This is a genomic window from Cellulosimicrobium cellulans (assembly GCF_024124905.1).
GTDB classification, from domain to species: Bacteria; Actinomycetota; Actinomycetes; order Actinomycetales; family Cellulomonadaceae; genus Cellulosimicrobium; species Cellulosimicrobium cellulans_G.
Genome location: NZ_JAMXST010000002.1, coordinates 52,439 through 73,485 on the forward strand (window position 1 = coordinate 52,439; position 21,047 = coordinate 73,485).

Consider the following 21,047-nt stretch of genomic DNA (forward strand, 5'->3'; position numbering starts at 1 on the left):
GACGGGTGGGACGGTCTCAGAGGATCTCGGCGACCTGGTGGAAGTCGAGCCGGGCCTGGCGCGGGAAGTGCGCGCCCTCCTCGGCGGGGTAGCCCACGTTGATCGCGACGAGCGTGCGCCAGCCGGACTCGCCGAAGAACTCGGCGTCGATCCCCGCCGCGTCGAAGCCGGTCATCGGGCCGACGGACAGGCCGGCGGCGCGCAGCCCGACGATGAGGTAGCCGATCTGGATGAGCGCGTTGGTGCGGGCCATGCCCTCGCGCAGCTCGGTCTGCGGGTCGAGCTGCTCGGTCATGCCCTCGCGGAACGGCGCGAGCGTGCCGAGGTGCTGGTGGAACGACGGGTCGGCGGCGGCGATGACGGTCACGGGCGCGGCGAGCGTCTTGTCGCGGTTGAAGTCCGCCATGTGGGCGCCGAGGCGCTGCTTCGCCTCGGGCGTGCGCACGACGAGCAGGCGCAGCGGGAGCGTGTTCATCGCGGTGGGTGCCCAGCGGACGAGGTCCCAGGCCGCCTGGATCTGCGCGTCGGTGACGGGCTCGTCCGAGAAGGCGTGGGTCGTGTGCGCGTCGCGGAACAGGCGGTCCGCGGCCTGCGCGTCGATCGCGAGCTGGTCGGCGAGCTCGTTCGGCGCGGCAGGGGACTCGATGAGGGTGTCGGTGCTCATGACCGGACCAACGGTTGAGCGTTGAATCATCTTCCCGACAGACGGTGTGACGTGGGCGACACGGCGCGGGCCGGCCCCGCACGCGACTACCCTGGACGCCATGCCTTCCACACTGTCAGTGAGCCGTCCGTGAGCGCCGGCGAGCCCCTGGTGCTCGGCATCGAGACGTCCTGCGACGAGACCGGCGTCGCGCTGGTCCGGGGTCGCGAGCTGCTCGTCGACACGGTGGCGAGCTCGATGGACGAGCACGCGCGCTACGGCGGCATCATCCCCGAGGTCGCGTCGCGCGCCCACCTCGAGGCGATGATCCCGACGATCGAGCGCACGCTCGGCACGGCGGACGTCGACCTGTCCGAGGTCGACGCGATCGCGGTCACGGCCGGGCCGGGGCTGGTCGGGCCCCTGACGATCGGCGCGTCGGCCGCCAAGGCGCTCGCGCTCGCGCTCGGCAAGCCGCTCTACGGCGTCAACCACGTCATCGGCCACGCCGCCGTGGACGAGCTCGTGCACGGCGCCTTCCCGGAGCGCGTCATGGCGCTCGTCGTGTCCGGCGGGCACAGCTCGCTCCTCCTGGTCGACGACGTCGCGACGTCCGTCACCGAGCTCGGCTCGACGCTCGACGACGCCGCGGGCGAGGCGTTCGACAAGGTCGGGCGCCTGCTCGGCCTGCCGTACCCCGGCGGCCCGCACATCGACCGCCTCGCGCGCGAGGGCGACCCCACGGCGATCCGGTTCCCGCGCGGCCTCACCGCGCGCAAGGACCAGGAGAAGCACGCGGACGACTTCTCGTTCTCCGGCCTCAAGACGGCCGTCGCGCGGTGGGTCGAGGCGCGCCAGGACGCGGGGGAGGAGATCCCCGTGCACGACGTCGCGGCCTCCTTCGCCGAGTCCGTCGCCGACGTGCTCACCGCCAAGACCATCGCGGCGTGCGAGCGGCACGGGGTGTCGACGCTCGTCGTCGGCGGCGGGTTCAGCGCGAACTCGCAGCTGCGCGACATGGCCGCGAAGCGCTGCGCGGAGGCCGGGATCGAGCTGCGCATCCCGCCGATCCGCTACTGCACCGACAACGGGGCGATGATCGCCGCGCTGGGGTCCGCCGTCGTGCGGGCGGGCGTGGCGCCGTCGAGCCTCGACATCGGCGTCGACTCGTCGATGCCGCTGACCGTGACCCACGTGTGACCCCGGAGCCCGGTCTCACGCCCGACGAGGCGCTGCGGCGCGCCCACGCGTGGGCGCACGCGGCCGCGTCGGCGCCCCCCGGGCCCGAGCGCGCCCGGGCCGAGCACACCGCCGCGTACTGGGCGGCGCAGCACCGGGCGCTCCTCGCGGCCGTGCCCGCGTACGGGTCCGCCGCCGTGCCCGTCGGCGCGCCGTCCTCCGGGACGGCGGGTGCGACGACCGCTCCGCCGTACGGTCACGCCTCCGCCGCCGCGCTCTCCGGCACCCCCGCGGTCCAGCCGGCCTCCGGGGCGCCGGCGGCGACCGTCCCCGCGTACGGGGCGTCCACCATCTCGTGGGAGGTGCCGCGCCGCCGTCGGGGCCGTGCCGCGCGGGTCGTGACGTTCGTCCTCGTGCTCGCGGTGTCCGTCGTCGCGTACCTCGTCAGCTCCCTCGGCGGGGCGCGGGACGACGGCGCGGTCCTGCCCACCGAGCAGGAGGGCGCGGTGCCGCCCCCCACGGTCTGGGAGGACCCGAGCCCGGACGTGGCCGCGTCGGCCACCGGCGTGGAGGCCGCCTGGAAAGCGGGCGAGTACGCCGAGCCGTTGCCCGACCCCGTGCCGGGCGCGACGCAGACGACGCCGTTCCTGGCCGAGCACCCCGACCCCACGGCGTGGCTGCTCGCGCTCAACCCCGCCAACGACGGCGTGCAGGTCGTGTTCACCGACGACCCGACGCTCAACTGCGGCATGGAGCACGTCGCGGAGCACGACGCGTACGCGACGGGCTCGGCGGGCTGCTTCCAGCCCTCCCACCCGACGGTGCTGTTCGTGTGGTGGGGCGAGGACTCCGACCCGGCGACCAAGCAGGTGCTCCTCGCGCACGAGCTGTCGCACATGCTCCAGTGGTGGCACGAGTTCGACCTGATGCAGTCCGCCGTCGACTCCGGCTTCGCCGAGGACGAGGAGTGGACGCACGCGCTCGAGACCGACGCGACGTGCCGCGTGCTGTCGTGGGGCGGGTACTCGGAGGCGGCGGCCGACCGGACGTCGTCGCCGTGCGACACCGAGGACTGGTCGCCGACGTGGCTCGCCGACAGGGCCGCCGACCTCGGCGTGGTCCTGCGCGACTACTGACCGTCCCGGGCGGACCGTCAGAGCGGGCGGCCCGCCCGCATCTCCGCGACGAGCGAGCGCACGACGGCGTCCAGCTCGCCCCCGTTGCGGCGCGCCACGGCGCGCTGGCGCTGGTAGGAGGCCCCGCGGCGCACGATCGTGCGCACGCCGTCGAGCTCGTCGAGGCACCCGAGGCGCGCGGCGACGGGCTCGAGCTCGACGAGCAGGCGCCCGACGGCGTCGGTCACGAGCTCCTCGTTGCCCTCACGGTCGAGGATGATGATCGCGTCCATGCCGTAGCGCGCGGAGCGCCACTTGTTCTCCTGCGCGAACCACGGCGGGATGCTCGGGAGCTCGCGGCCCTCGTCGAGCATCGTCGAGAAGTGCTCGACGAGGCAGTGCGTGAGCGCGGCGAGCGCGAGCAGCTCGGAGATGTTCGTGACGCCGTCGCAGATGCGCGTCTCGAGCGTGCCGAACTGCGGGGCGGGGCGCAGGTCCCAGCGGATCTCGTCGAACGCGTCGATGACGCCGGTGTGCAGCATGTCCGCGACGTAGCCCTCGAGCTCCTCCCAGGTCGCGAACTGAAACGGGAGCCCCGCCGTGGGGAGCTGCTGGAACATGAGCGCGCGGTTCGACGCGTACCCGGTGTCCTTGCCGCCCCAGAAGGGCGAGCTGGCCGAGAGCGACTGGAGGTGCGCGAACGTCGTGAGCATCGCGCGCTGGATCGGCAGCACCTTGGCGCGGTCCTCGATGCCGACGTGTACGTGCACGCCGTAGATGAGCATCTGCCGTCCCCACCACTGCGTGCGGTCGATGAGGGTGTTGTAGCGCTGCTTGTCGGTGACCTTCTGCTGCGCCCAGCGCGCGAACGGGTGCGTGCCCGCGCTCATGAGCTCCACGCGCAGCGGGTCGGTCACGGCCCGCAGCTCGTCGATCGAGCGCTCGAGGTCCCGGCCGGCCTCCCCGACGGTGCGGCACACGCCGCTCACGACCTCGACCGTGTTGAGCAGCAGCTCCTGCTTGATGGACGGGTGCGCGCCCCCGTCCACCGGGCGCACGGCGTCGAGGACCGTCTGCGCGACCTGGCGCAGGTCGCCCGAGTCCGCGTCGACCAGCGCGAGCTCCCACTCCAGCCCGACGGTCGAGCGCTCCGACCGCGCGAAGGGGATCGCGGTGCGGCGCGGGAGGGCGCTCACCGCGTGCCGTCCGGGGTGGCGCCCCGCACGGCGCCGGCCGGGGGAGCGGCGAGAGGCTCCACGACGAGCACCTGCTGGGACCCGCCGACGCGCGTCAGGACGATCGTCGCGACCGCGTCGCCGGTGAGCGCGAGCTGGCGGCGGAGCTGCTCGGGCGTGACGGCGGTGCCCCGCTTCTTGATCGTCAGTCGCCCCACGCCCCGCTCGCGCAGGTAGGAGCGCAGGCGCTTGAGCCCGAACGGCATCGTGTCGAGCACGCGGTAGCCCCGCGCGAGCCCGTCGGCGAGGCCGGTCGCGTCGAGCGGCGCGGGGGAGTCGGTCGTCACGTACGCGATCGTCCGGTCGAGCAGCCGCCCGCCCAGCCCGCGTGCCGCGTGGGCGACGAGACCCGCGCGGATGACGGCGCCGTCGGGCTCGTAGAGGTACTGCCCGACGGCGCCCACCTCGGGCACCACGTCCTCGTCGCCCGGGCGGTGGGCGACCCGGCGCGTCGTGGTGCGCTCGGTCCCGTCCGGCCCGGTCCACGGGGTGAGGACGAGCGCGGAGCGGCCCGGCCCCTCGGGCGCGAGCGGCCCGAACCAGAGGCCGGCCTCCACGACGTCGCCGTCGACCGAGACCCACTCGGTCTCGGCGTCCGCGGGCAGGCCGTCGTGCGGGATCCCGGGGCCGACCTTGATGCCCACGGCGGGGACGCGCTCGCGCAGCGCCCACACCGCGTCGAGCGGCGGGGCGTAGGCCTTCGGGTCGAACACGCGCCTGCCGCCCCGTGTCCGTCGGGCGGGGTCGGCGTACACGCCCTCGATCCGCTCGCCCTCGAGGTCGAGCGCGAGCCCGTCGCCGTGGCGCACCTCGGCCTCGGGGAAGTGGCGCAGGTTCACGGTCGCGATCGCCGCGGTGAGCTCGTCGACGTCGGTCGCGAGCACCTCGAGCTCCGCCGCGGCGAACGCGAGGGCGTCGACGCCGATCCCGCTCGTGAGGTCGGCGACGCGCCGGATCCCCGCGTCCTGGTACCGCCGCGCGTGCAGGCCCGCGACGACGAGCCGGCTCGCCTGCTCCAGCCCCGCCTGCGTGAACAGCATGCCGTCGGCGAACGCGCCGAGCTTGCCGCGGGCGGCCGCGCGCAGCCGCGACTGCGTGAGCGCCGCGGCGGCCAGGTCCGGGTCGACGCCCTTCGCGCGCAGCCCCGCCGCGAGCACGAGCGCCTGCTGCTCGTCGTACGGGGGGAGCGCGCCGAGCAGCGCCCAGCCCTCGGGGCTGAGCAGCTTGGTCAGCGTGGCGGCGTCCATGGCGTCGATCCTTCCACGGGGGACGGGGACCACGCGCAGCCGGGGCCGCGATCGTCCGAGGGGCGGACGTTGGCACTCGCCTTGACCGAGTGCTAACGGCGACCTAGATTTGAGGACGTGCCGCCACCGCTCGCGGAGGCGGCACCACGTGCGACCAGGCTGTCCGGCACCCGCGACGACGGCCAGCCGGTGCGCTCGACCCATCCGTTGCAGTTCTCACCGCGAAAGGGGAGGTCCGACGTGTCGGTCCCCATCAAGCCGCTCGAGGACCGGATCGTCGTGAAGGCCCTCGAGGCCGAGACCACGACCGCATCCGGCCTGGTCATCCCGGACACCGCCAAGGAGAAGCCCCAGGAGGGCGAGGTCCTGGCCGTCGGTCCGGGCCGTGTCGACGACAACGGCAACCGCGTCCCGCTCGACGTGAGCGTCGGCGACAAGGTCATCTACAGCAAGTACGGCGGCACCGAGGTCAAGTACGGCGGCGTGGACTACCTGGTCCTGTCCGCGCGCGACATCCTCGCCGTGGTGGTCGGCTGACGCCGACCCGTTCCAGCAGCAGGGCCCGCGACCGTCCGGTCGCGGGCCCTGCTGCGTTCCGTGGCCGGTCGCCCCACCGTTCCCACGGGTCGTGCGCACGTGCTCCCGGTACGACGTCGTACCGGTGCCGTGCAGGTCTGCTGGTGGTACTGCTGCTGGTCGTGCTGCCGGTGCTCAGCCGGTGCGGCGGGCGCCCCCGGCGAGGATCGCCGCCCGCTCGTCCTCGCTCAGGCCGCCCCACACCCCGTACGGCTCGCGCACGCGGAGCGACTGCTCGCGGCACTGCATCATGACGGGGCACGAGTGGCAGATCGCCTTCGCGGCCTCCGCGCGACGCCGTCGCGTCGAGCCGCGCTCGCCCTCGGGGTGGAAGAACAACGTGTCGTCCGCGTCGCGGCACGAACCCTGGTACTGCCACTCCCACAGCTCCATGACGGGCCCGGGAAGCCTTGAGATCTCAGCCATGGCGAACAACCTACAAGCGTTTCAGAAGTTGTTCAAGCCCCCTGTGCGAGAAAGGTGAAGGGCCAGGTCACGGCCGTTCGGAGGCGTCACGCGGCTCGTGGAGGCGGCGAGAACGGTGCAGCATTCGCGTCTAGGCTGACGCGATGCGGCCCTGCTGGCGCGTTTGCGCGCATGGTGAACAAACTTCGCACAAGCCTGGCGCGAAGGGTGCAGGACTGTGACCTGGACGAGGTGGCGGGACGGTGGCGCGGTCGGCAGAATCGATCCATGACCTCCGTCCGGTCCGCCCCCGACCCCGAGGGAGCCCGACCGAGCATGTCCACGAACCCCGGCCTCGCCGTCGCCGCCGTCGCGCGTCGGCTCGGCGTCGCGCCCGCGACCCTGCGGACCTGGGACCGCCGCTACGGCCTCGGGCCCTCGCAGCACCGCGCGGGCTCCCACCGGCGCTACACGGACGACGACGTCGCCCGCCTGGTCGTCATGCGGCGCCTCACGCTCGACGGCGTCGCGCCCGCCGACGCGGCCCGCGCGGCCCTGGCCGCCGACGACGACGAGCTCGACGCGCACCGCGGTGCCGTCTCGTTCGACGAGCACGGCGCCGAGGGCGGCACCGACGCCGACGACGACCTCGACGCGGACGACGCGGCCCCCGAGCCCGCTGCGCCGTCGCGCCCGTTCCTGCGCGCGGTGCCGGGCGGAGAAGGCGCGCGGGGGACCGCGCCGCGCGCCCTCGGCGTGCGGGAGGCCCCGCGGCCCACGCGCGTGTCCGACGTCGTCGACGCCGCGATCGCCTACGACCAGCGCACGTGCGACCGGCTCCTGCGGATCCCCGCGGGCGGCGACCCCGCGGCCTGGTGGTCCGACCTCGTCGAGCCGGCGCTCGAGCGGCTCGCCGAGCGCACCGTGCTCGCCGGCCCGGGCGAGGTCCCGGAGGTCGTGCTCGCCAACGCGACGCTGGGCGCGCTGCGCGAGTACACGCAGGCGAGCGAGGACGCGATCGTCGCGGCCGGCGGCCCGCCCCGCAACCACCCGAGCCGCATGCGCCGCATCGTCCTCGTGTTCGCGGCGCCGGACGAGCCGCTGCCCCTGGCCGCGCACGCCCTCGCCGCGTCGCTCGCGTCGCACGGCGCGATGGCCCGCATCGTCACCGGGCCGGCGAACGTCCACCGCACGCTCGAGATCGTCACGATGGTGCGGCCCTCGGCGGTCGCCATGGTGACGACCCAGGCGCGCCCCGACCTGGGGATCGTCCACGCCGCGCACGAGGCGAACCCGAGCCTGCCGTTCTTCGTCGGGCTCCCGAGCGACGAGGCCGCCGGCGACCTCCCGCTCGCCGCGACGGTGCACCGCGTGCGCAGCTTCCCGGGGCTCCTGCACGAGCTCCTCGCGGTCGTCCGCTGAGGTGTCGGGCGGGGCGTCGCGCGGGCGCCGGTGCGCGGACGGTGCGGGAATACGGGAGGGCCCCGCGGCGTAGAATCCTGGTGTGACCGCCTCGCCCGTCCCCGCCGCCGCTCCCGACCGCGACCCCTTCGGTTTCCTGGGTCTCACCTACGACGACGTCCTGTTGCAGCCCGGCTACTCGGACCTGGCGCCGTCGGACATCGACACGACGACGCGCCTGACGCGTGAGATCTCGATCCGCGTCCCGCTCGTCTCGGCGGCCATGGACACCGTCACCGAGTCGCGCATGGCGATCGCGATGGCGCGCCAGGGCGGCATCGGCGTCCTCCACCGCAACCTGTCCATCGAGGACCAGGCGCTCCAGGTGGACCTGGTGAAGCGCACGCAGACGGGGATCATCGACAACCCGGTGACCATCGGCCCGGACGCGACGCTCGAGGAGCTCGACAAGACCGCGGGCGAGTACCGGATCTCCGGCTTCCCGGTCCTCGACGCCGAGCGCCGCCTCATCGGCATGGTGACCAACCGCGACCTGCGCTTCACGCCCGTCGCCGAGTGGGCGACGACGAAGGTCGACGAGGTCATGACGCCCCAGCCGCTCATCACGGGCCCGGCGGGCATCTCCCGCGAGGAGGCGACCGCGCTCCTGCGCAAGCACAAGCTCGAGCGCCTGCCGCTCGTCGACGCGGACGGGCGCCTCACCGGGCTCATCACGGTCAAGGACTTCGTCAAGTCCGAGCAGTTCCCGAACGCGTCGAAGGACGGCCAGGGCCGCCTGCTCGTCGGCGCCGCGATCGGCTACTTCGGCGACGCGTGGCAGCGCGCCACGACGCTCATCGACGCGGGCGTCGACGTGCTCGTCGCGGACACCGCGCACGGCAACGTGCGCATGCTCATCGAGATGGTCGCGCGCCTGAAGTCCGACCCGGCGACGCGCGACGTCCAGGTCATCGGCGGCAACGTCGCGACGCGCGAGGGCGCCCAGGCGTTCGTCGACGCGGGCGCGGACGCGGTCAAGGTCGGCGTCGGCCCGGGCTCCATCTGCACGACGCGCATCGTCACCGGCGTGGGCGTCCCGCAGGTCACGGCGGTCTACGAGGCGTCGCTCGCCGCGCGCCCGGCGGGCGTGCCCGTCATCGCGGACGGCGGCATGCGCCACTCGGGCGAGATCGGCAAGGCCATCGTCGCGGGCGCGGAGTCGGTGATGCTCGGCTCGATGCTCGCGGGCACCGAGGAGTCGCCCGGCGACACGATCCTCGTGAACGGCAAGCAGTACAAGGCGTACCGGGGCATGGGCTCCATGGGCGCCATGTCCTCGCGCGGCAAGAAGTCGTACTCGAAGGACCGCTACTTCCAGGCCGAGGTCACGAGCGACGACATGATCGTCCCCGAGGGCATCGAGGGCCAGGTCGCGTACAAGGGCTCGCTCGGCACCGTCGCGCACCAGCTCGTCGGCGGCCTGCACCAGACGATGTTCTACGTCGGCGCGCGGACCGTCCCGGAGCTCCAGGAGAAGGGCCGCTTCATCCGCATCACGTCGGCGTCGCTCAAGGAGAGCCACCCGCACGACGTCCAGATGACCGTCGAGGCCCCCAACTACACCGGCTTCTGAGGCGGACCACCGCCCGCACGACGACGGCCCGGCGTCCCGCACCCCTCCGGGTGCCGGGTGCCGGGCCGTCGTCGCGCCGCGGACACGTCGTCGTCCGCGTGCCGCGTCAGACGGAGGGTCCGTCCGGTGGGTGCGCCGCCGGGCTCACGACGTCATGACGCGCGTGTGCAGGGCCTGCACGGCGTACCGGGCGGCCCAGAACGCGCCGTGCTGCCACGCCGAGATCTCGGACATCCAGTCGCCCGCGAAGTACACGTTCCCCGCGCCCTGCTGGAGCTGCTTGAAGCGCGACGACTGCGTGTTCGGGTAGGCCCACGCGCCCTCGATGTAGGGCACCTTGTGCCACGCGATGGAGAACGAGCTCTCCAGCTCGGTCCGGTACTTCTCGCCGTGGATCTTCACGCCCTGCTCGACGGCGCGCATCTCGCGCTGCCGCGGCGTCATGTCGGCGTAGGCGCGCGCGTTGGCCCCGGTGTTGTAGTAGCCGACGACGAGTCCACGGCGCTCGCCGTACCCGTAGGAGGGGTACCAGACGTGGGCGAGGTCCATGTCGGTCTCGGTGATGCCGCCGAAGATCCGGTGGTCGTCCTCCCAGAACCGCGAGCGGTACTCGAGCCCGATCTTGCCCGCCGGCGAGCCGATCGCGAACTCGCCGAGGGCGGCGTCGATGTCCGGGCCCCAGTTCGTGTCCCAGCGGCGCATGAGCCCCGCGGGCGCGGCGACGATCGCGAAGTCCGCGTCGACCTGGCGGGTCTTGCCGTTCGGCGCGGTGTAGGTGACCGTGACGCCGCTCGTGGTGTTCTGCACGCCGGTGACCGGCGAGCTGAACAGGACGTTCTGCTTGCCGATGGCCCGCACGAAGTAGTCGTAGGTCGTGTCCATGCCGCCCTTCGGCTGGAACATGAGCATCGACTGCTCCCAGTTGATCTCGAACGGGAAGTACTGGCCCACCTTCGACGCGAGCACCTCCGAGACCGTGCCGGGGCCGGGGAGCGGTGTGCCGTGCTCGTTCCAGGCGGACGGGTAGACCGAGAACCCGCGGTTGTCGCCGCCGCGGTAGCTGCCGTCGGACTGCAGCGACCCCCAGGACCGGAGGAACGCCCGCAGGTTCTCCTTGTCCGCGGCCGTGAGCTTCTGGTCGAGCGCGCCCTGGTCGGTCGCGTAGCTCAGCAGCTCGGACGTGTAGCCGAACACGTCCGCCTTCGCCGTGCGGTACCGGACCGGGTTGCCGGGGGTGGCGCCCGAGCGCTCGTTGTACAGGTAGGCGTCGGCGTTCGCGTTGGTGAACACCTCGTAGGGGACGCCCAGCTCGCGCAGGTAGTCCATGGTGACCATCCACTGCGCGATGCGGCCCGCGCCGGCGTTCATGTACACGCCGTCGGAGAACCGGGCCTTCTGGGTGACGCCGTTGACGTCCGTCTCGGAGTCGCCCCCACGTATCGTCAGCGTCCGGCCGCCGGGCCGGTGGCGCGCCTCGAGCACCGTGACCCGGTACCCCGCCTTCTGCAGCTCGTACGCCGAGGCGAGACCCGCGGGTCCGGCGCCCACGACGACGACCTTCTTGGCGGAGCGACCCGTCAGGCTGAAGTCGCTGCCCTGCGGCGGCGTCCACGACTCGTTCCGTGGCTGCGCGGCGGCCGTCGGCGCGAGCCCGACCGCCCCCATCGTCGCGAACATGACGCCGGCGCTGGAGCCGACCCCGACGGCCTGGAGGAAGCTGCGGCGCGAGACGCCGGACGTCTTCTCGTCAGTGACCATGTGGCTGGAGCCCTCTCGTCCACGGCCTGACGGGCGGACGGCCCGGCCCACGATGCCGGGTGCCGCCGTCAGCACCGCGGCCGACGCTAGGCACGCGTCGTCGCGAACGTGGGTCCGGTGCGTTTCGCGCCCGTCAACACGCGGCGGCTCGCGTAAACGTCTCGTGTCGGCGCCGTCGTGCCTGGTCACGGGGCGGTGCGGCGCGCGCTGCCGGCGCCCGACCGCCGGGCGACGAGCCGACACGCGCCCGTCACGCCCCCGAAACGGTGCGCGTCTAGCGTCACCGCTCCGGCGGCCGTCGCGGCCCGCCGGAGCGGGCGTCAGGGTGGCGCCCGCCGTCCCCGCCAGGAGGCCTGCATGAAGAACCGCACCAAGGTCGTCGTCGCCGTCGCCGTCACCGCCGCCGTCGCCGTGCCCGGGACCGCCGTCGCCGCAGGGAAGCTCTTCGAGCCGAAGCCCACCGAGTCCTTCTCGTTCGTCACCGGCGACACCCCGTCGATCGCCGACGGCGTCGCGTTCGGCAAGAACGTCGCCTGGTACAAGTCCTCGGGCCTCGGGCCCTCCGCGATGAACACGGCGCCGGGGGCCGGCGCCGAGGAGCGCTACATCCCCACCGACGTGTTCCCCGGAGGGGTGCTGCCGGCGGGCGTGACCATCACCGAGGCGCAGGGGATCAACGTCCTCATGCGGATAGGCGAGAACCTCGAGCGGGCCGGGCTGTCCTACGACGACGTCGTGTCCATGCGCGTGTTCCTCCAGAACCCCGCGGGGCAGGAGAAGATGGACTTCGCCGGTTGGAACCGCGCCTACCGGCAGTTCTTCGCGAACACGAACCTCGCGACCGGGAAGCCGATCGACGTCCAGCTCGGCTCCGCCACCACCGCGCCGATGGTCGTCAACGCCGCGCGGCCGTCGCGGTTCGCCCTCGAGATCGAGAACCTTCCCGTGAACGGCTGGCTCGTGGAGGTCGAGGTGGACGCGGTCTACCCGAAGTGACGCACGACGGGCCGGCGCCCCCGAGGGTGCCGGCCCGTCGCGTCGGTCGTCGGCTCAGTCGCGGAAGGTCTCGATGTTGGCGCCGAGCTCGCGCAGGCGCTCCGTGAGGCCCTCGTAGCCGCGCGCGATGATGTCCACCCCGCGCAGGACCGAGGTGCCCTTCGCGGCGAGCATCGCGAGGAGGATCACGACGGCGGGGCGCAGCGCCGGCGGGCAGCTCACCTCGGCGCCCGACCAGCGCGTCGGGCCCGTCACCTGGAGCCGGTGGGCGTCCAGGAGCCGCACGTCCGCCCCGAGGCGCGTGAGGTCGGTGAGGTGGATCGCACGGCCCTCGTAGACCCAGTCGTGGATGAGCGTCGTGCCCTGCGCGTTCGCGGCGATGACCGCGAAGAACGGCAGGTTGTCGATGTTGAGGCCGGGGAACGGCATGGGGTGGATCTTGTCGATCGGGGCGTGCAGCTCGCTCGGGTGCACGGTGACGTCGACGAGGCGCGTCCGGCCGTTGCGGGACAGGTACTCGGTGCTCTGCGTGTAGCGCAGGCCCATCTCGGACAGGGTCGCGAGCTCGATCTCCATGAACTCGATCGGGACGCGCGCGACCGTGATCTCGGAGCCGGTGACGATGCCCGCCGTGAGCAGGCTCATCGCCTCGACCGGGTCCTCCGAGACGGCGTACTCCACGTCCACGTCGATGTCGGTGCGGCCGTGGACGCGCAGCGTCGTCGTGCCGATGCCCTCCACCCGGACGCCGAGCAGCTCGAGGTAGAAGCACAGGTCCTGGACCATGTAGTTGGGGCTGGCGTTGCGGATCGTCGTCACGCCGTCGCGGCGGGCCGCGGCCATGAGCGCGTTCTCGGTGACGGTGTCGCCGCGCTCGGTGAGCACGACCGACAGGTCCGTGCCCGACGCCGGCGCGACCGTCGCGTGGTAGTTGCCGCCCGTCGCCGTGACCGCGAGGCCGAACGGCCGCAGCGCGATCATGTGGGGCTCCACGGTGCGCGTGCCGAGGTCGCAGCCACCGGCGTACGGGAGCTCGAACGCGTCCCGGAGCCCGAGCAGCGGGCCGAGGAACATGATGATCGAGCGGGTGCGTCGCGCGGCGTCGACGTCGATCGCGGCGAGGTCGAGCTGGTCGGGCACGACGATCTCGAGGTCGCGGCCGCCGGTCGTCCAGGTCGCGCGGACGCCGATGGAGCGCAGCACGTCGACGATGCGGTCGACCTCGACGATGCGGGCGACGCCGCGCAGGGTCGTGCGACCCCGGTTGAGCAGCGACGCGCACAGGAGCGCGACCGCGCCGTTCTTCGAGGAGTTGACGTCGATGCGCCCGGACAGGGTGTGGCCGCCCTGGACGCGCAGGTGCGCGTGCTTGGGCCCGCCGAGGCTGATGATCTCGGAGTCGAGCGCGAGGCTGATGCGGTTGAGCATCTCGAGGCTGAGGTTCTGGGCGCCCTGCTCGATGCGGTGCACGGCGCTCTGGCTCGTGCCGAGCCGCTCGGCGAGCTGGGTCTGCGTGAGGCCCCGGTTCTGGCGGGCGCCGCGGATGAGCGTGCCGACCTGCGTGAGGGGGGCGTCGTCGATCGCTGTCATGCGAGCGACGATAACTCATGGATGAGATATTCACGCGCCGACGCGGCGTGGTCGTGCCGAGATCACGCGTTCGTCACAGGATCTCCATCCGTGTCGTGAGATAGGTGCGAACGTGCTCGCGGGCGCGTGGCCCCGTTGCCCGGCTCGTCGTCGCTCGTCCGCTACGAGGGCCAGCGACCGTCCGCGCCGGCCCCGACGTAGGGCGGCTCTCGCTCGGGGTCGAGCGCGTCGACCCAGCGGCGGTGCGCCGCGACCTGCAGGTCGTGGAGGGCGTCGGGGCCCAGGGCGCCGAGGTCCGGGAAGGCGCGCGCGAGGGCGTCGAGGAGGTCCAGCGTGGCGAGGACGTCGGCGTCCGCCGTGTGCAGCGGACCGACGTCGAGCACCTCGTAGCGCGCGCAGAGGTCGACGAGCCGGCGCTTGCCCTCGCGCGCCGGGTCCCACGCCCGGTCGAGCACGAGCGGGTCGAGCACCGGGCGCACGGGCCGGCCGAGCCGGGCGGCGAGGGTCGGCAGGCCGTGCCGGACGAGCTCCGCGTCGAGGAGCGAGAGGTCGAACGCGGCGTTGTACGCGACGAGCGGGACGCCGTCGCGCTGGGCGTCGACGACGAGCGTCGCGATCTCCTCCAGCGCCTCGGCCGGCACCCCACCGCGGGCAGCCGCGTGCGCCGTCGTGACGCCGTGGATCGCCGTCGCCTCGGCGGGGATCTCGACGCCGGGGTCGAGGAGCCACGTCCGCACGTGCGTCGACCCGGGCTCGCGCAGGACGAGGGCCGCGGTGACGATCCGGTCGACGTCCACGTCGACGCCCGTGGTCTCGGTGTCGAGACCGAGGAGCGGTCCCGCCGTCCAGGGCGTCGTCGTCATGGTGCACCTCGGGGTCTCGCTCGGGTCCCGGCGCGCGTCGCGGCCGGTGCCGCCGGACGTCCCGGCGACGAGCGTCACCCTGCCAGCGCCCACCCACACGGCGGTCGTGCAGGTGACGGGCACGGCCCGCCGGTAGGCTGGCCCGGTGAGCAACGAGATCGAGATCGGACGTGGCAAGCGCGGTCGGCGCGCGTTCTCCTTCGACGACGTCGCGGTCGTGCCGTCCCGGCGCACGCGCGACCCGAAGGAGGTGTCGGTCGGCTGGCAGATCGACGCGTACCACTTCGAGCTGCCGATCCTCGCGGCGCCCATGGACTCGGTGATGAGCCCGGCCACGGCCGTCGCGCTCGGCAACCACGGCGGCCTCGGCGTGCTCGACCTCGAGGGCCTCTGGACGCGCTACGACGACCCCACCGCGCTCCTGGAGGAGATCGCGGCGCTCGAGCCGCTCGAGGCGACGCGGCGCATGCAGGAGATCTACGCGGAGCCCATCAAGCCGGACCTCATCACGCAGCGCCTCAAGGAGATCCGCGCCGCGGGCGTCACGGTCGCCGGCGCCCTGTCGCCGCAGCGTACCCAGGAGCACTACCAGACCGTCGTCGACGCGGGCGTCGACCTCTTCGTCATCCGGGGCACGACCGTCTCGGCCGAGCACGTCTCCGGCGTCGCGGAGCCGCTCAACCTCAAGCGGTTCATCTACGAGCTCGACGTCCCGGTCGTCGTCGGCGGCGCGTCCACGTACACCGCGGCGCTGCACCTCATGCGCACGGGCGCCGCGGGCGTCCTCGTCGGCTTCGGGGGCGGCGCGGCGCACACCACGCGCGTCTCGCTCGGGATCCACGCGCCCATGGCGACGGCGGTCGCGGACGTCGCGGCCGCGCGCCGCGACTACCTCGACGAGTCGGGCGGCCGGTACGTGCACGTCATCGCCGACGGCGGCGTCGGCCGCTCGGGCGACCTGGTGAAGGCCGTGGCCTGCGGTGCGGACGCCGTGATGATCGGTGCCGCGCTCGCGCGCGCCGAGGAGGCTCCCGGCCGGGGTTGGCACTGGGGCTCGGAGGCGCACCACGCACAGCTCCCGCGCGGCGAGCGCGTGCGCGTCGGCACCGCCGGCACGCTCGAGGAGATCCTCTTCGGCCCGGGCCGCCAGGCCGACGGCACGCTCAACCTCGTCGGCGCCCTGCGGCGCGCGATGGCCACGACCGGGTACTCCGACCTCAAGGAGTTCCAGCGCGTCGAGGTCGTCGTCTCGCCGTACCAGCCGCGCTGAGCCGCACCGTGACGGGGCGCGTCGCGGACGGACCGCGGCTGACGCGCGCGGGCGCCGCCGTGCCCGGGCGGGCGCGTGAGGAGTCGCCCGACGGCGGCCTCCGCGGTCAGGACGCGGACGTCGCCTTCGCGGACGTCGCGGACGACGACGTCGAGGACGTCGTCGCCCTGTGGCGCGCGTGCGACCTCACCCGGCCGTGGAACGACCCGTACCGCGACCTCGCGGACGCCCGGCTGGGGGAGACGTCCACGGTGCTCGTGGGCCGGGCGACGCGCGACCTCCCGGGACGGGCGTCCGCCGACGGCGACCCCGGCGGCGTCGTCCGCGCGGGCGAGGTCGTCGCGTCGGCGATGGCCGGCGTCGACGGGCACCGCGGCTGGCTGTACTACGTCGCCGTGGACCCGCGCCTGCAGGGCACCGGCACGGGTCGCGCCACGGTCGTCGCGGCGGAGGCGTGGCTCGCCGCGCAGGGCGCGCGCGCCGTGCGCCTCATGGTGCGCTCGACCAACGACGCGGTCCGCGGCTTCTACGAGCGCCTCGGCTACGTCGACCAGGAGTGCGTCGTCCTCGGTCGACCGCTCGGCGCGGCGGACGCGCGCGACGCCGGGCGATGACGACCACGGCCTGGGCGCCGGACGCCGACGACCTGGCCGCGCTCGAGGCCGAGCACCGTGCGCGGGTGCGCGCGCTCGACCCGCTCGTCGCGGTCCCCGACCTGGGCGCCACGCCGGACGACGCGCGGCTGCTCGCGGTCCGGCTGCCCGACGGGTCCCGGGCCGCGGGTCTCCTCACGGCCGGCGACGTCGGCGCCGACTCGTCGACCGCGCTGTTCCGCCCGCTGCGCGAGCACCGGCTGCGCGCACGGGCGGCCGGCCCCGACGTCCCGGGCGCGGTCGCCGCGCTCCTCGCCGCCTGGGCGGCGCGCGTCGCCGGGGACCCGGGCACTCCGCCCGACGGCGACGGCGTGCGCCAGGTGGGACCGGCCCCGCGCGACCACGGCATGGTCCTGCTGTGGCCGAGCCGGGACGTCGAGGCCGTCGCGGCGCTCGCCGCGCACGGGATGCGCCCGACCGTCCACCTGGCGGCGCGGCGCGGGACGGCACCCGCCGCGTCGCGGGGTCGTGCCGGTGCGGTCGTGCGCGACGCGACGGCCGACGACGTCCCGGCGCTCGTGGCGCACCAGCTCGCCGAGCTCGCGTACGACGAGCTCGTGGGCGCGGCCCGGGTGCGCCCCGGAGCCCGGGAGCACCTCGCGACCCAGGTCGCGGGCGCGGTGGCGAACCCGGCCACGACGTTCCTCGTCGCGACGGCGGCCCGGGCCGAGGCTCGCGGGGGCGCGTCCGGGGAGCGAGGCGAGGACGTCCTGGGCGTGGTCGCGGTCGAGCCGCCGGAGCGGTCCGGGGCGGTCGCCGGGACGGTCACGGCCGGACCGGTCTCCTACCTGGTGCTCCTGCACGTGACCGGCGCGGCGCGCGGCGCCGGGGTCGGCGGTGCGCTCGTCGACGCGGCGCTCGCGCGCGTGCGGGAACGCGCCGGGAAGGACGCGGTCGTGCTCCTGCACCACGGCGTCCTCAACCCGCTCTCGGCGCCGTTCTGGGCGCGCCAGGGCTTCCGCCCCGTGCTCACGACCTGGGAGCTGCCCGTCACCGGTCCTGTCGGTCCGACGACGTAGCCTGTCCCCATGACGAGCTCATCCGGCACCCCCGGCAGCGGACCCGGCGAGGGCGCCGCGCTGGACGGCCTGATCGACCCCGAGAACCCCGCGGCGACGTACGTGCTCGAGCCCGACGTCGTCGCACCGCTCGCGCAGCGCGTCGTCACCAGCAACGAGGCGGGCATGCACCGCTCCGTCCTGCCCTTCACGGGCGCGCCGCTCGCCGCGTTCCCGGTGTCCTCCGTCGAGGACGTCGCGCGGGCTGTCGAGCGGGCGCGGGCCGCGCAGCCGGCGTGGGCGGCGCTCCCCGTCCGGGAGCGCGCGGCCGTGCTGCGGCGGTTCGGCGAGCTCGTGCTCGCGCGCCAGTCCGACGGCCTCGACCTCATCCAGATGGAGTCCGGCAAGTCGCGCCGCAGCGCGTTCGAGGAGGTCGCCGACGTCGCGATCCTCACGCGCCACTACGCGCGGCGCGGCCCGCGCTACCTCGCCGACCGGCGGGCGCCGGGGATGCTGCCCGTGCTCACCGGCACGCGCGTGCACCGTCGCCCCGTGGGCGTGGTCGGAGTCGTCGCGCCGTGGAACTACCCGCTGACGCTCGCGTTCGCCGAGGCCGTGCCCGCGCTCGTGGCGGGCAACGCCGTCGTGCTCAAGCCGGACCCGCAGACGACGCTCACCGCGCTGTGGGGCGCGGAGCTGCTCGAGGAGGCGGGCCTGCCCGCGGACCTGTTCCTCGTCGTCGCGGGCGGGGGAGACGTCGGCGCCGCGGTGACCGACCACGTGGACCACATCGCGTTCACCGGCTCGACGGCCACCGGCCGCAAGGTCGCCGCGCGGGCGGGAGAGCGCCTCATCGGCGCGACGCTCGAGCTCGGCGGCAAGAACCCCCTGTACGTCGCGGCCGACGCCGACGTGCGCGCCGCCGCGCGCGGCGCCGTGCGCGCGTGCTTCTCCAACTCCGGCCAGCTCTGCGTCTCGATCGAGCGGCTCGTCCTGCACGAGGACGTCGCGGACGCGTTCCTCGACGAGTTCGTCCCGCTCGTCCGCGAGATGCGCCTCGGCGCCGGGCTCGACTACTCCGCCGACATGGGCTCGCTCACGTCGCAGGCGCAGCTCGACCGCGTGGTCGCGCACGTCGAGGACGCCATCGCGCGCGGCGCGCGCGTCCTCGCGGGCGGCGTGCACCGCGCGGACATCGGGCCGTGGTTCTACGCACCCACGGTGCTGGACGACGTGCCCGACGACGCGGCGTGCGCGCGCGAGGAGACGTTCGGTCCCGTCGTCTCCGTGCGTCGGGTCGCGAGCGACGACGAGGCCGTGCGGGTCATGAACGACTCCGAGTTCGGGCTCAACGCGAGCGTGTGGACGCGCGACGTGGCGCGAGGCCGCCGGATCGCGGCCCGCGTGGAGGCGGGGACCGTCAACGTCAACGACGGGTACTCCGCCGCCTGGGGCTCCGTCGGCGCCCCGATGGGCGGGTTCAAGGCGTCCGGCCTCGGCCGTCGGCACGGCCGCGAGGGGATCGAGGCGCTCACGGAGGCGCAGACCATCTCCGTGCAGCGCGGCGCGAACCAGGGCCTCACGCTCGACACGCTCTACGAGATCGGCGGCGAGCTCCCCAGCAGGGTGCTCACCTCCGCGCTCGACGTCATGCGTCGCCTGCGCCTGCCCTGACCGTCCTCCGCCGCCACGGCTCCCCGACGGTGCCGGGCGCGCGTCGTCAGCGCCGCACGGCGTCGAGCACGGCCTTCGTCGCCGCGGGCACCTCGCGCACGCGGTAGAGCACGGCCTTCCACGGCTCGACGCTCGCCGCGCTGACCCCGATCCCGACCGCGTCGAGACCCGCGACGCGGCACGAGAACAGCGTGCGCGGCAGGTGGTAGCCCTGCGTCACCACGACCGCCGTGCCGACGCCGAACTCCGACACCGCGCGCGTGCACGTGGCGTGCGTGTCGAAGCCCTCCCGGTCCAGCAGGATCGCGTCGTCCGGGACGCCCCGGTCGAGCAGCCACGCGCGCATCGACCCGGGCTCGTCGTAGTCGTCGTGCGCGTCGCCGCTCACGAGGACGACCGGCGCGACGCCCCGGCCGTAGAGCTCCGCGGCCGCGTCGAGCCGACGTCGCAGGTACGTCGACGGCGACCCGTCGGGGCGCAGCCCCGCACCCGGGACGACGATCGCGTCGCTCGGCGGCACGTCCGCCCGGTCGGCGACGTGCGCGCGCCCGACGCCCTGCACGACGGCGAACGGCGCCAGAACGAGCACCGCCAAGCCGGCCGCGACCCAGACCGTCGCGCGCCGACGCCGCGACCGACGGGGGCGGTCGCGCGGGACCCGACGGGAGGCCCCCGACCCGGACGACGTCGACGTCGAGGACTGCGCGGCCGGGCCGGAGGTCGGGTCGTCGCTCACGCCCCGACCCTAGCGCCGCCACAACGCCGACAGGCGACACGGCGCCCCGAACAGGTGGTCCTGACCCGTCCGCCGTCCGGGACGCGCCAGGACCACCTGTTCGGCGGGTTGCCGGGGGCGAGGGTTAGGTGGGGGTGGTGAGGGTCGTGAGCTCGTCGGTGAGGTTGTGGCGGGCCCGGTCCTCCCATCGGGCGGTGCCCTGCGGGGTGCGGAACAGGACGCCGCCACCGAGCAGTCCTCGCAGGACGGCGGCGCGACCGGTACGGAAGGCGTCGTCGGGCACGTGCGCGTACTCGGCGCGGACCTGCCGGACGTACCGCGCGTACCGGTCCGGCGCGGAGCCGAGGATCGCGAGGTCGGCGTCGGACACGAGCGCACCCGCCCGGTCGTCGGCCGTGGGGGAGTGGTCCGTCGTCACGAGCACGAGCCGCACGACCTCGTCGACGACCGCGGTGTCGAGGTGGCCCGCGAGCCGGGTACGCGCGAGCTCGGCGGAGCGCTCCTCGTCGCGTCCCGCCACGCCGTCGTGCACGGCGTCGTGGAACCACAGCGCGAGCTGGGTCGCCGCGGCGTCGCTCGCCGCCGGGCCGACGGGCTCGCGCCCGGGCGGGCTCGCGCCGTCGGGCACTCCGGGGGGTCGCCCCTCCAGGAGCGCGAGCGAGTCGAGCGCGTGGACGAGGTGCTCCGGCCCGTGGTAGACGCGGTGCGGCTCGTGCCAGCGCTCGACGAGGTCGACGCCGACCTCGCGGGCCCCGGGCAGGAGCGCGTCCCACCGGGCGAGCAGCGCGTCGGCCTTCGCCGCGCGCCGCGCCCGGCCCGGCACGCGCAGCCCGGACGCCCCGAGCCGGCGCGCGAGCTCGCGCCCGCCGACGGGGACGGCTCCCGCCGCGACCGCGGCGTCGTACCGCTCGGCGGCGACGTCGTAGTGGTCGAGGTCGAACGCCCGCCGGCTCACGCCGATACCCGCGGCGAACGCGTGCAGCTCGGCCAACGAGTCGTCCGACACCAGGTGGCTGAACAGCGTCCCGTGCGCGGGCCACGCCGGCGGGTCGATGAGAACGGTCACCGACCGAGC

General features: G+C 74.5%; 19 protein-coding genes. 10 read left to right on the plus strand and 9 right to left on the minus strand.

Features of this window, described 5'->3' with window-relative positions; genetic code table 11:
• Positions 1 to 16 precede the first annotated feature (16 nt).
• Positions 17 to 664 (minus strand): malonic semialdehyde reductase, encoded by a 648-nt coding sequence (locus tag NHH00_RS05315; RefSeq protein ID WP_253050835.1) that lies wholly within the window; start codon positions 662 to 664, stop codon positions 17 to 19.
• Positions 665 to 793: 129 nt separating this feature from the next.
• Between NHH00_RS05315 and tsaD the strand changes: the two genes are divergently transcribed.
• Together tsaD and NHH00_RS05325 are read left to right on the plus strand one after the other, a co-directional pair.
• The gene (gene tsaD / locus NHH00_RS05320; RefSeq protein ID WP_253050836.1) at positions 794 to 1,843 is read left to right on the plus strand and encodes a tRNA (adenosine(37)-N6)-threonylcarbamoyltransferase complex transferase subunit TsaD; all 1,050 of its coding nucleotides are present in this window, start codon (positions 794 to 796) and stop codon (positions 1,841 to 1,843) included.
• Complete coding sequence (locus tag NHH00_RS05325) at positions 1,840 to 2,958, plus strand: hypothetical protein (protein WP_253050837.1); 1,119 nt, start codon at positions 1,840 to 1,842, stop codon at positions 2,956 to 2,958. Before tsaD ends, NHH00_RS05325 begins: the two co-directional genes overlap by 4 nt.
• 17 nt (positions 2,959 to 2,975) lie before the next feature.
• On the opposite strand, the gene NHH00_RS05330 is transcribed toward NHH00_RS05325, so the two are convergent.
• Positions 2,976 to 4,133 (minus strand): glutamate--cysteine ligase, encoded by a 1,158-nt coding sequence (locus NHH00_RS05330; RefSeq protein ID WP_253050838.1) that lies wholly within the window; start codon positions 4,131 to 4,133, stop codon positions 2,976 to 2,978.
• Positions 4,130 to 5,419 carry a class I SAM-dependent methyltransferase gene (locus NHH00_RS05335; RefSeq protein WP_253050839.1) on the minus strand — a complete coding sequence of 430 codons (1,290 nt, stop codon included), beginning with the start codon at positions 5,417 to 5,419 and terminating at the stop codon, positions 4,130 to 4,132. Before NHH00_RS05335 ends, NHH00_RS05330 begins: the two co-directional genes overlap by 4 nt.
• A 240-nt stretch (positions 5,420 to 5,659) precedes the next feature.
• Between NHH00_RS05335 and groES the strand changes: the two genes are divergently transcribed.
• A complete protein-coding gene (gene groES, locus NHH00_RS05340) occupies positions 5,660 to 5,956 on the plus strand; it encodes a co-chaperone GroES (RefSeq protein ID WP_253050840.1) in 297 nt (98 codons plus the stop codon).
• Between the two features lie 174 nt (positions 5,957 to 6,130).
• Here the strand turns inward: groES and NHH00_RS05345 are convergent, their stop codons facing one another.
• Positions 6,131 to 6,421 carry a WhiB family transcriptional regulator gene (locus NHH00_RS05345; RefSeq protein WP_031316449.1) on the minus strand — a complete coding sequence of 97 codons (291 nt, stop codon included), beginning with the start codon at positions 6,419 to 6,421 and terminating at the stop codon, positions 6,131 to 6,133.
• Positions 6,422 to 6,688: 267 nt separating this feature from the next.
• Between NHH00_RS05345 and NHH00_RS05350 the strand changes: the two genes are divergently transcribed.
• Entirely contained in the window at positions 6,689 to 7,822 is a 1,134-nt protein-coding gene (locus NHH00_RS05350; protein WP_253050841.1) for a MerR family transcriptional regulator, read from the plus strand.
• 82 nt (positions 7,823 to 7,904) lie between these two features.
• Complete coding sequence (gene guaB, locus NHH00_RS05355; protein ID WP_253050842.1) at positions 7,905 to 9,434, plus strand: IMP dehydrogenase; 1,530 nt, start codon at positions 7,905 to 7,907, stop codon at positions 9,432 to 9,434.
• A gap of 144 nt (positions 9,435 to 9,578) precedes the next feature.
• Here guaB and NHH00_RS05360 read toward each other — a convergent pair whose 3' ends face one another.
• Positions 9,579 to 11,192: a flavin monoamine oxidase family protein gene (locus NHH00_RS05360; protein WP_253050843.1), complete on the minus strand. Its 1,614-nt coding sequence runs from the start codon at positions 11,190 to 11,192 to the stop codon at positions 9,579 to 9,581.
• A 357-nt stretch (positions 11,193 to 11,549) separates the two neighbouring features.
• Between NHH00_RS05360 and NHH00_RS05365 the strand changes: the two genes are divergently transcribed.
• Entirely contained in the window at positions 11,550 to 12,188 is a 639-nt protein-coding gene (locus NHH00_RS05365) for a Rid family hydrolase (RefSeq protein WP_205207131.1), read from the plus strand.
• 54 nt (positions 12,189 to 12,242) lie between these two features.
• On the opposite strand, the gene NHH00_RS05370 is transcribed toward NHH00_RS05365, so the two are convergent.
• Positions 12,243 to 13,778 (minus strand): helix-turn-helix domain-containing protein, encoded by a 1,536-nt coding sequence (locus tag NHH00_RS05370; protein WP_253050844.1) that lies wholly within the window; start codon positions 13,776 to 13,778, stop codon positions 12,243 to 12,245.
• A 161-nt stretch (positions 13,779 to 13,939) separates the two neighbouring features.
• Positions 13,940 to 14,641 (minus strand): exonuclease domain-containing protein, encoded by a 702-nt coding sequence (locus NHH00_RS05375; protein ID WP_253050845.1) that lies wholly within the window; start codon positions 14,639 to 14,641, stop codon positions 13,940 to 13,942.
• 145 nt (positions 14,642 to 14,786) lie between these two features.
• Here NHH00_RS05375 and NHH00_RS05380 point away from each other — a divergent pair, with 145 nt between their 5' ends.
• Genes NHH00_RS05380 through NHH00_RS05395 form a run of 4 tightly spaced genes read left to right on the plus strand, consistent with a single transcriptional unit; the run spans position 14,787 to position 19,236 of the window.
• Positions 14,787 to 15,911, plus strand: a complete 1,125-nt coding sequence (locus tag NHH00_RS05380; RefSeq protein ID WP_253050846.1) for a GuaB3 family IMP dehydrogenase-related protein — start codon at positions 14,787 to 14,789, stop codon at positions 15,909 to 15,911.
• An 8-nt stretch (positions 15,912 to 15,919) separates the two neighbouring features.
• A complete protein-coding gene (locus NHH00_RS05385) occupies positions 15,920 to 16,525 on the plus strand; it encodes a GNAT family acetyltransferase (RefSeq protein ID WP_253050847.1) in 606 nt (201 codons plus the stop codon).
• On the plus strand, positions 16,522 to 17,583 hold the full coding sequence (locus NHH00_RS05390) for a GNAT family N-acetyltransferase (RefSeq protein ID WP_253050848.1): 1,062 nt from the start codon (positions 16,522 to 16,524) through the stop codon (positions 17,581 to 17,583). Before NHH00_RS05385 ends, NHH00_RS05390 begins: the two co-directional genes overlap by 4 nt.
• Before the next feature lie 9 nt (positions 17,584 to 17,592).
• Positions 17,593 to 19,236, plus strand: a complete 1,644-nt coding sequence (locus NHH00_RS05395; protein WP_253050849.1) for a succinic semialdehyde dehydrogenase — start codon at positions 17,593 to 17,595, stop codon at positions 19,234 to 19,236.
• Positions 19,237 to 19,282: 46 nt separating this feature from the next.
• Here the strand turns inward: NHH00_RS05395 and NHH00_RS05400 are convergent, their stop codons facing one another.
• Positions 19,283 to 19,972 (minus strand): SanA/YdcF family protein, encoded by a 690-nt coding sequence (locus tag NHH00_RS05400; protein WP_253050850.1) that lies wholly within the window; start codon positions 19,970 to 19,972, stop codon positions 19,283 to 19,285.
• 124 nt (positions 19,973 to 20,096) lie between these two features.
• The gene (locus tag NHH00_RS05405) at positions 20,097 to 21,038 is read right to left on the minus strand and encodes a DUF4031 domain-containing protein (RefSeq protein ID WP_253050851.1); all 942 of its coding nucleotides are present in this window, start codon (positions 21,036 to 21,038) and stop codon (positions 20,097 to 20,099) included.
• Positions 21,039 to 21,047: the final 9 nt, after the last annotated feature.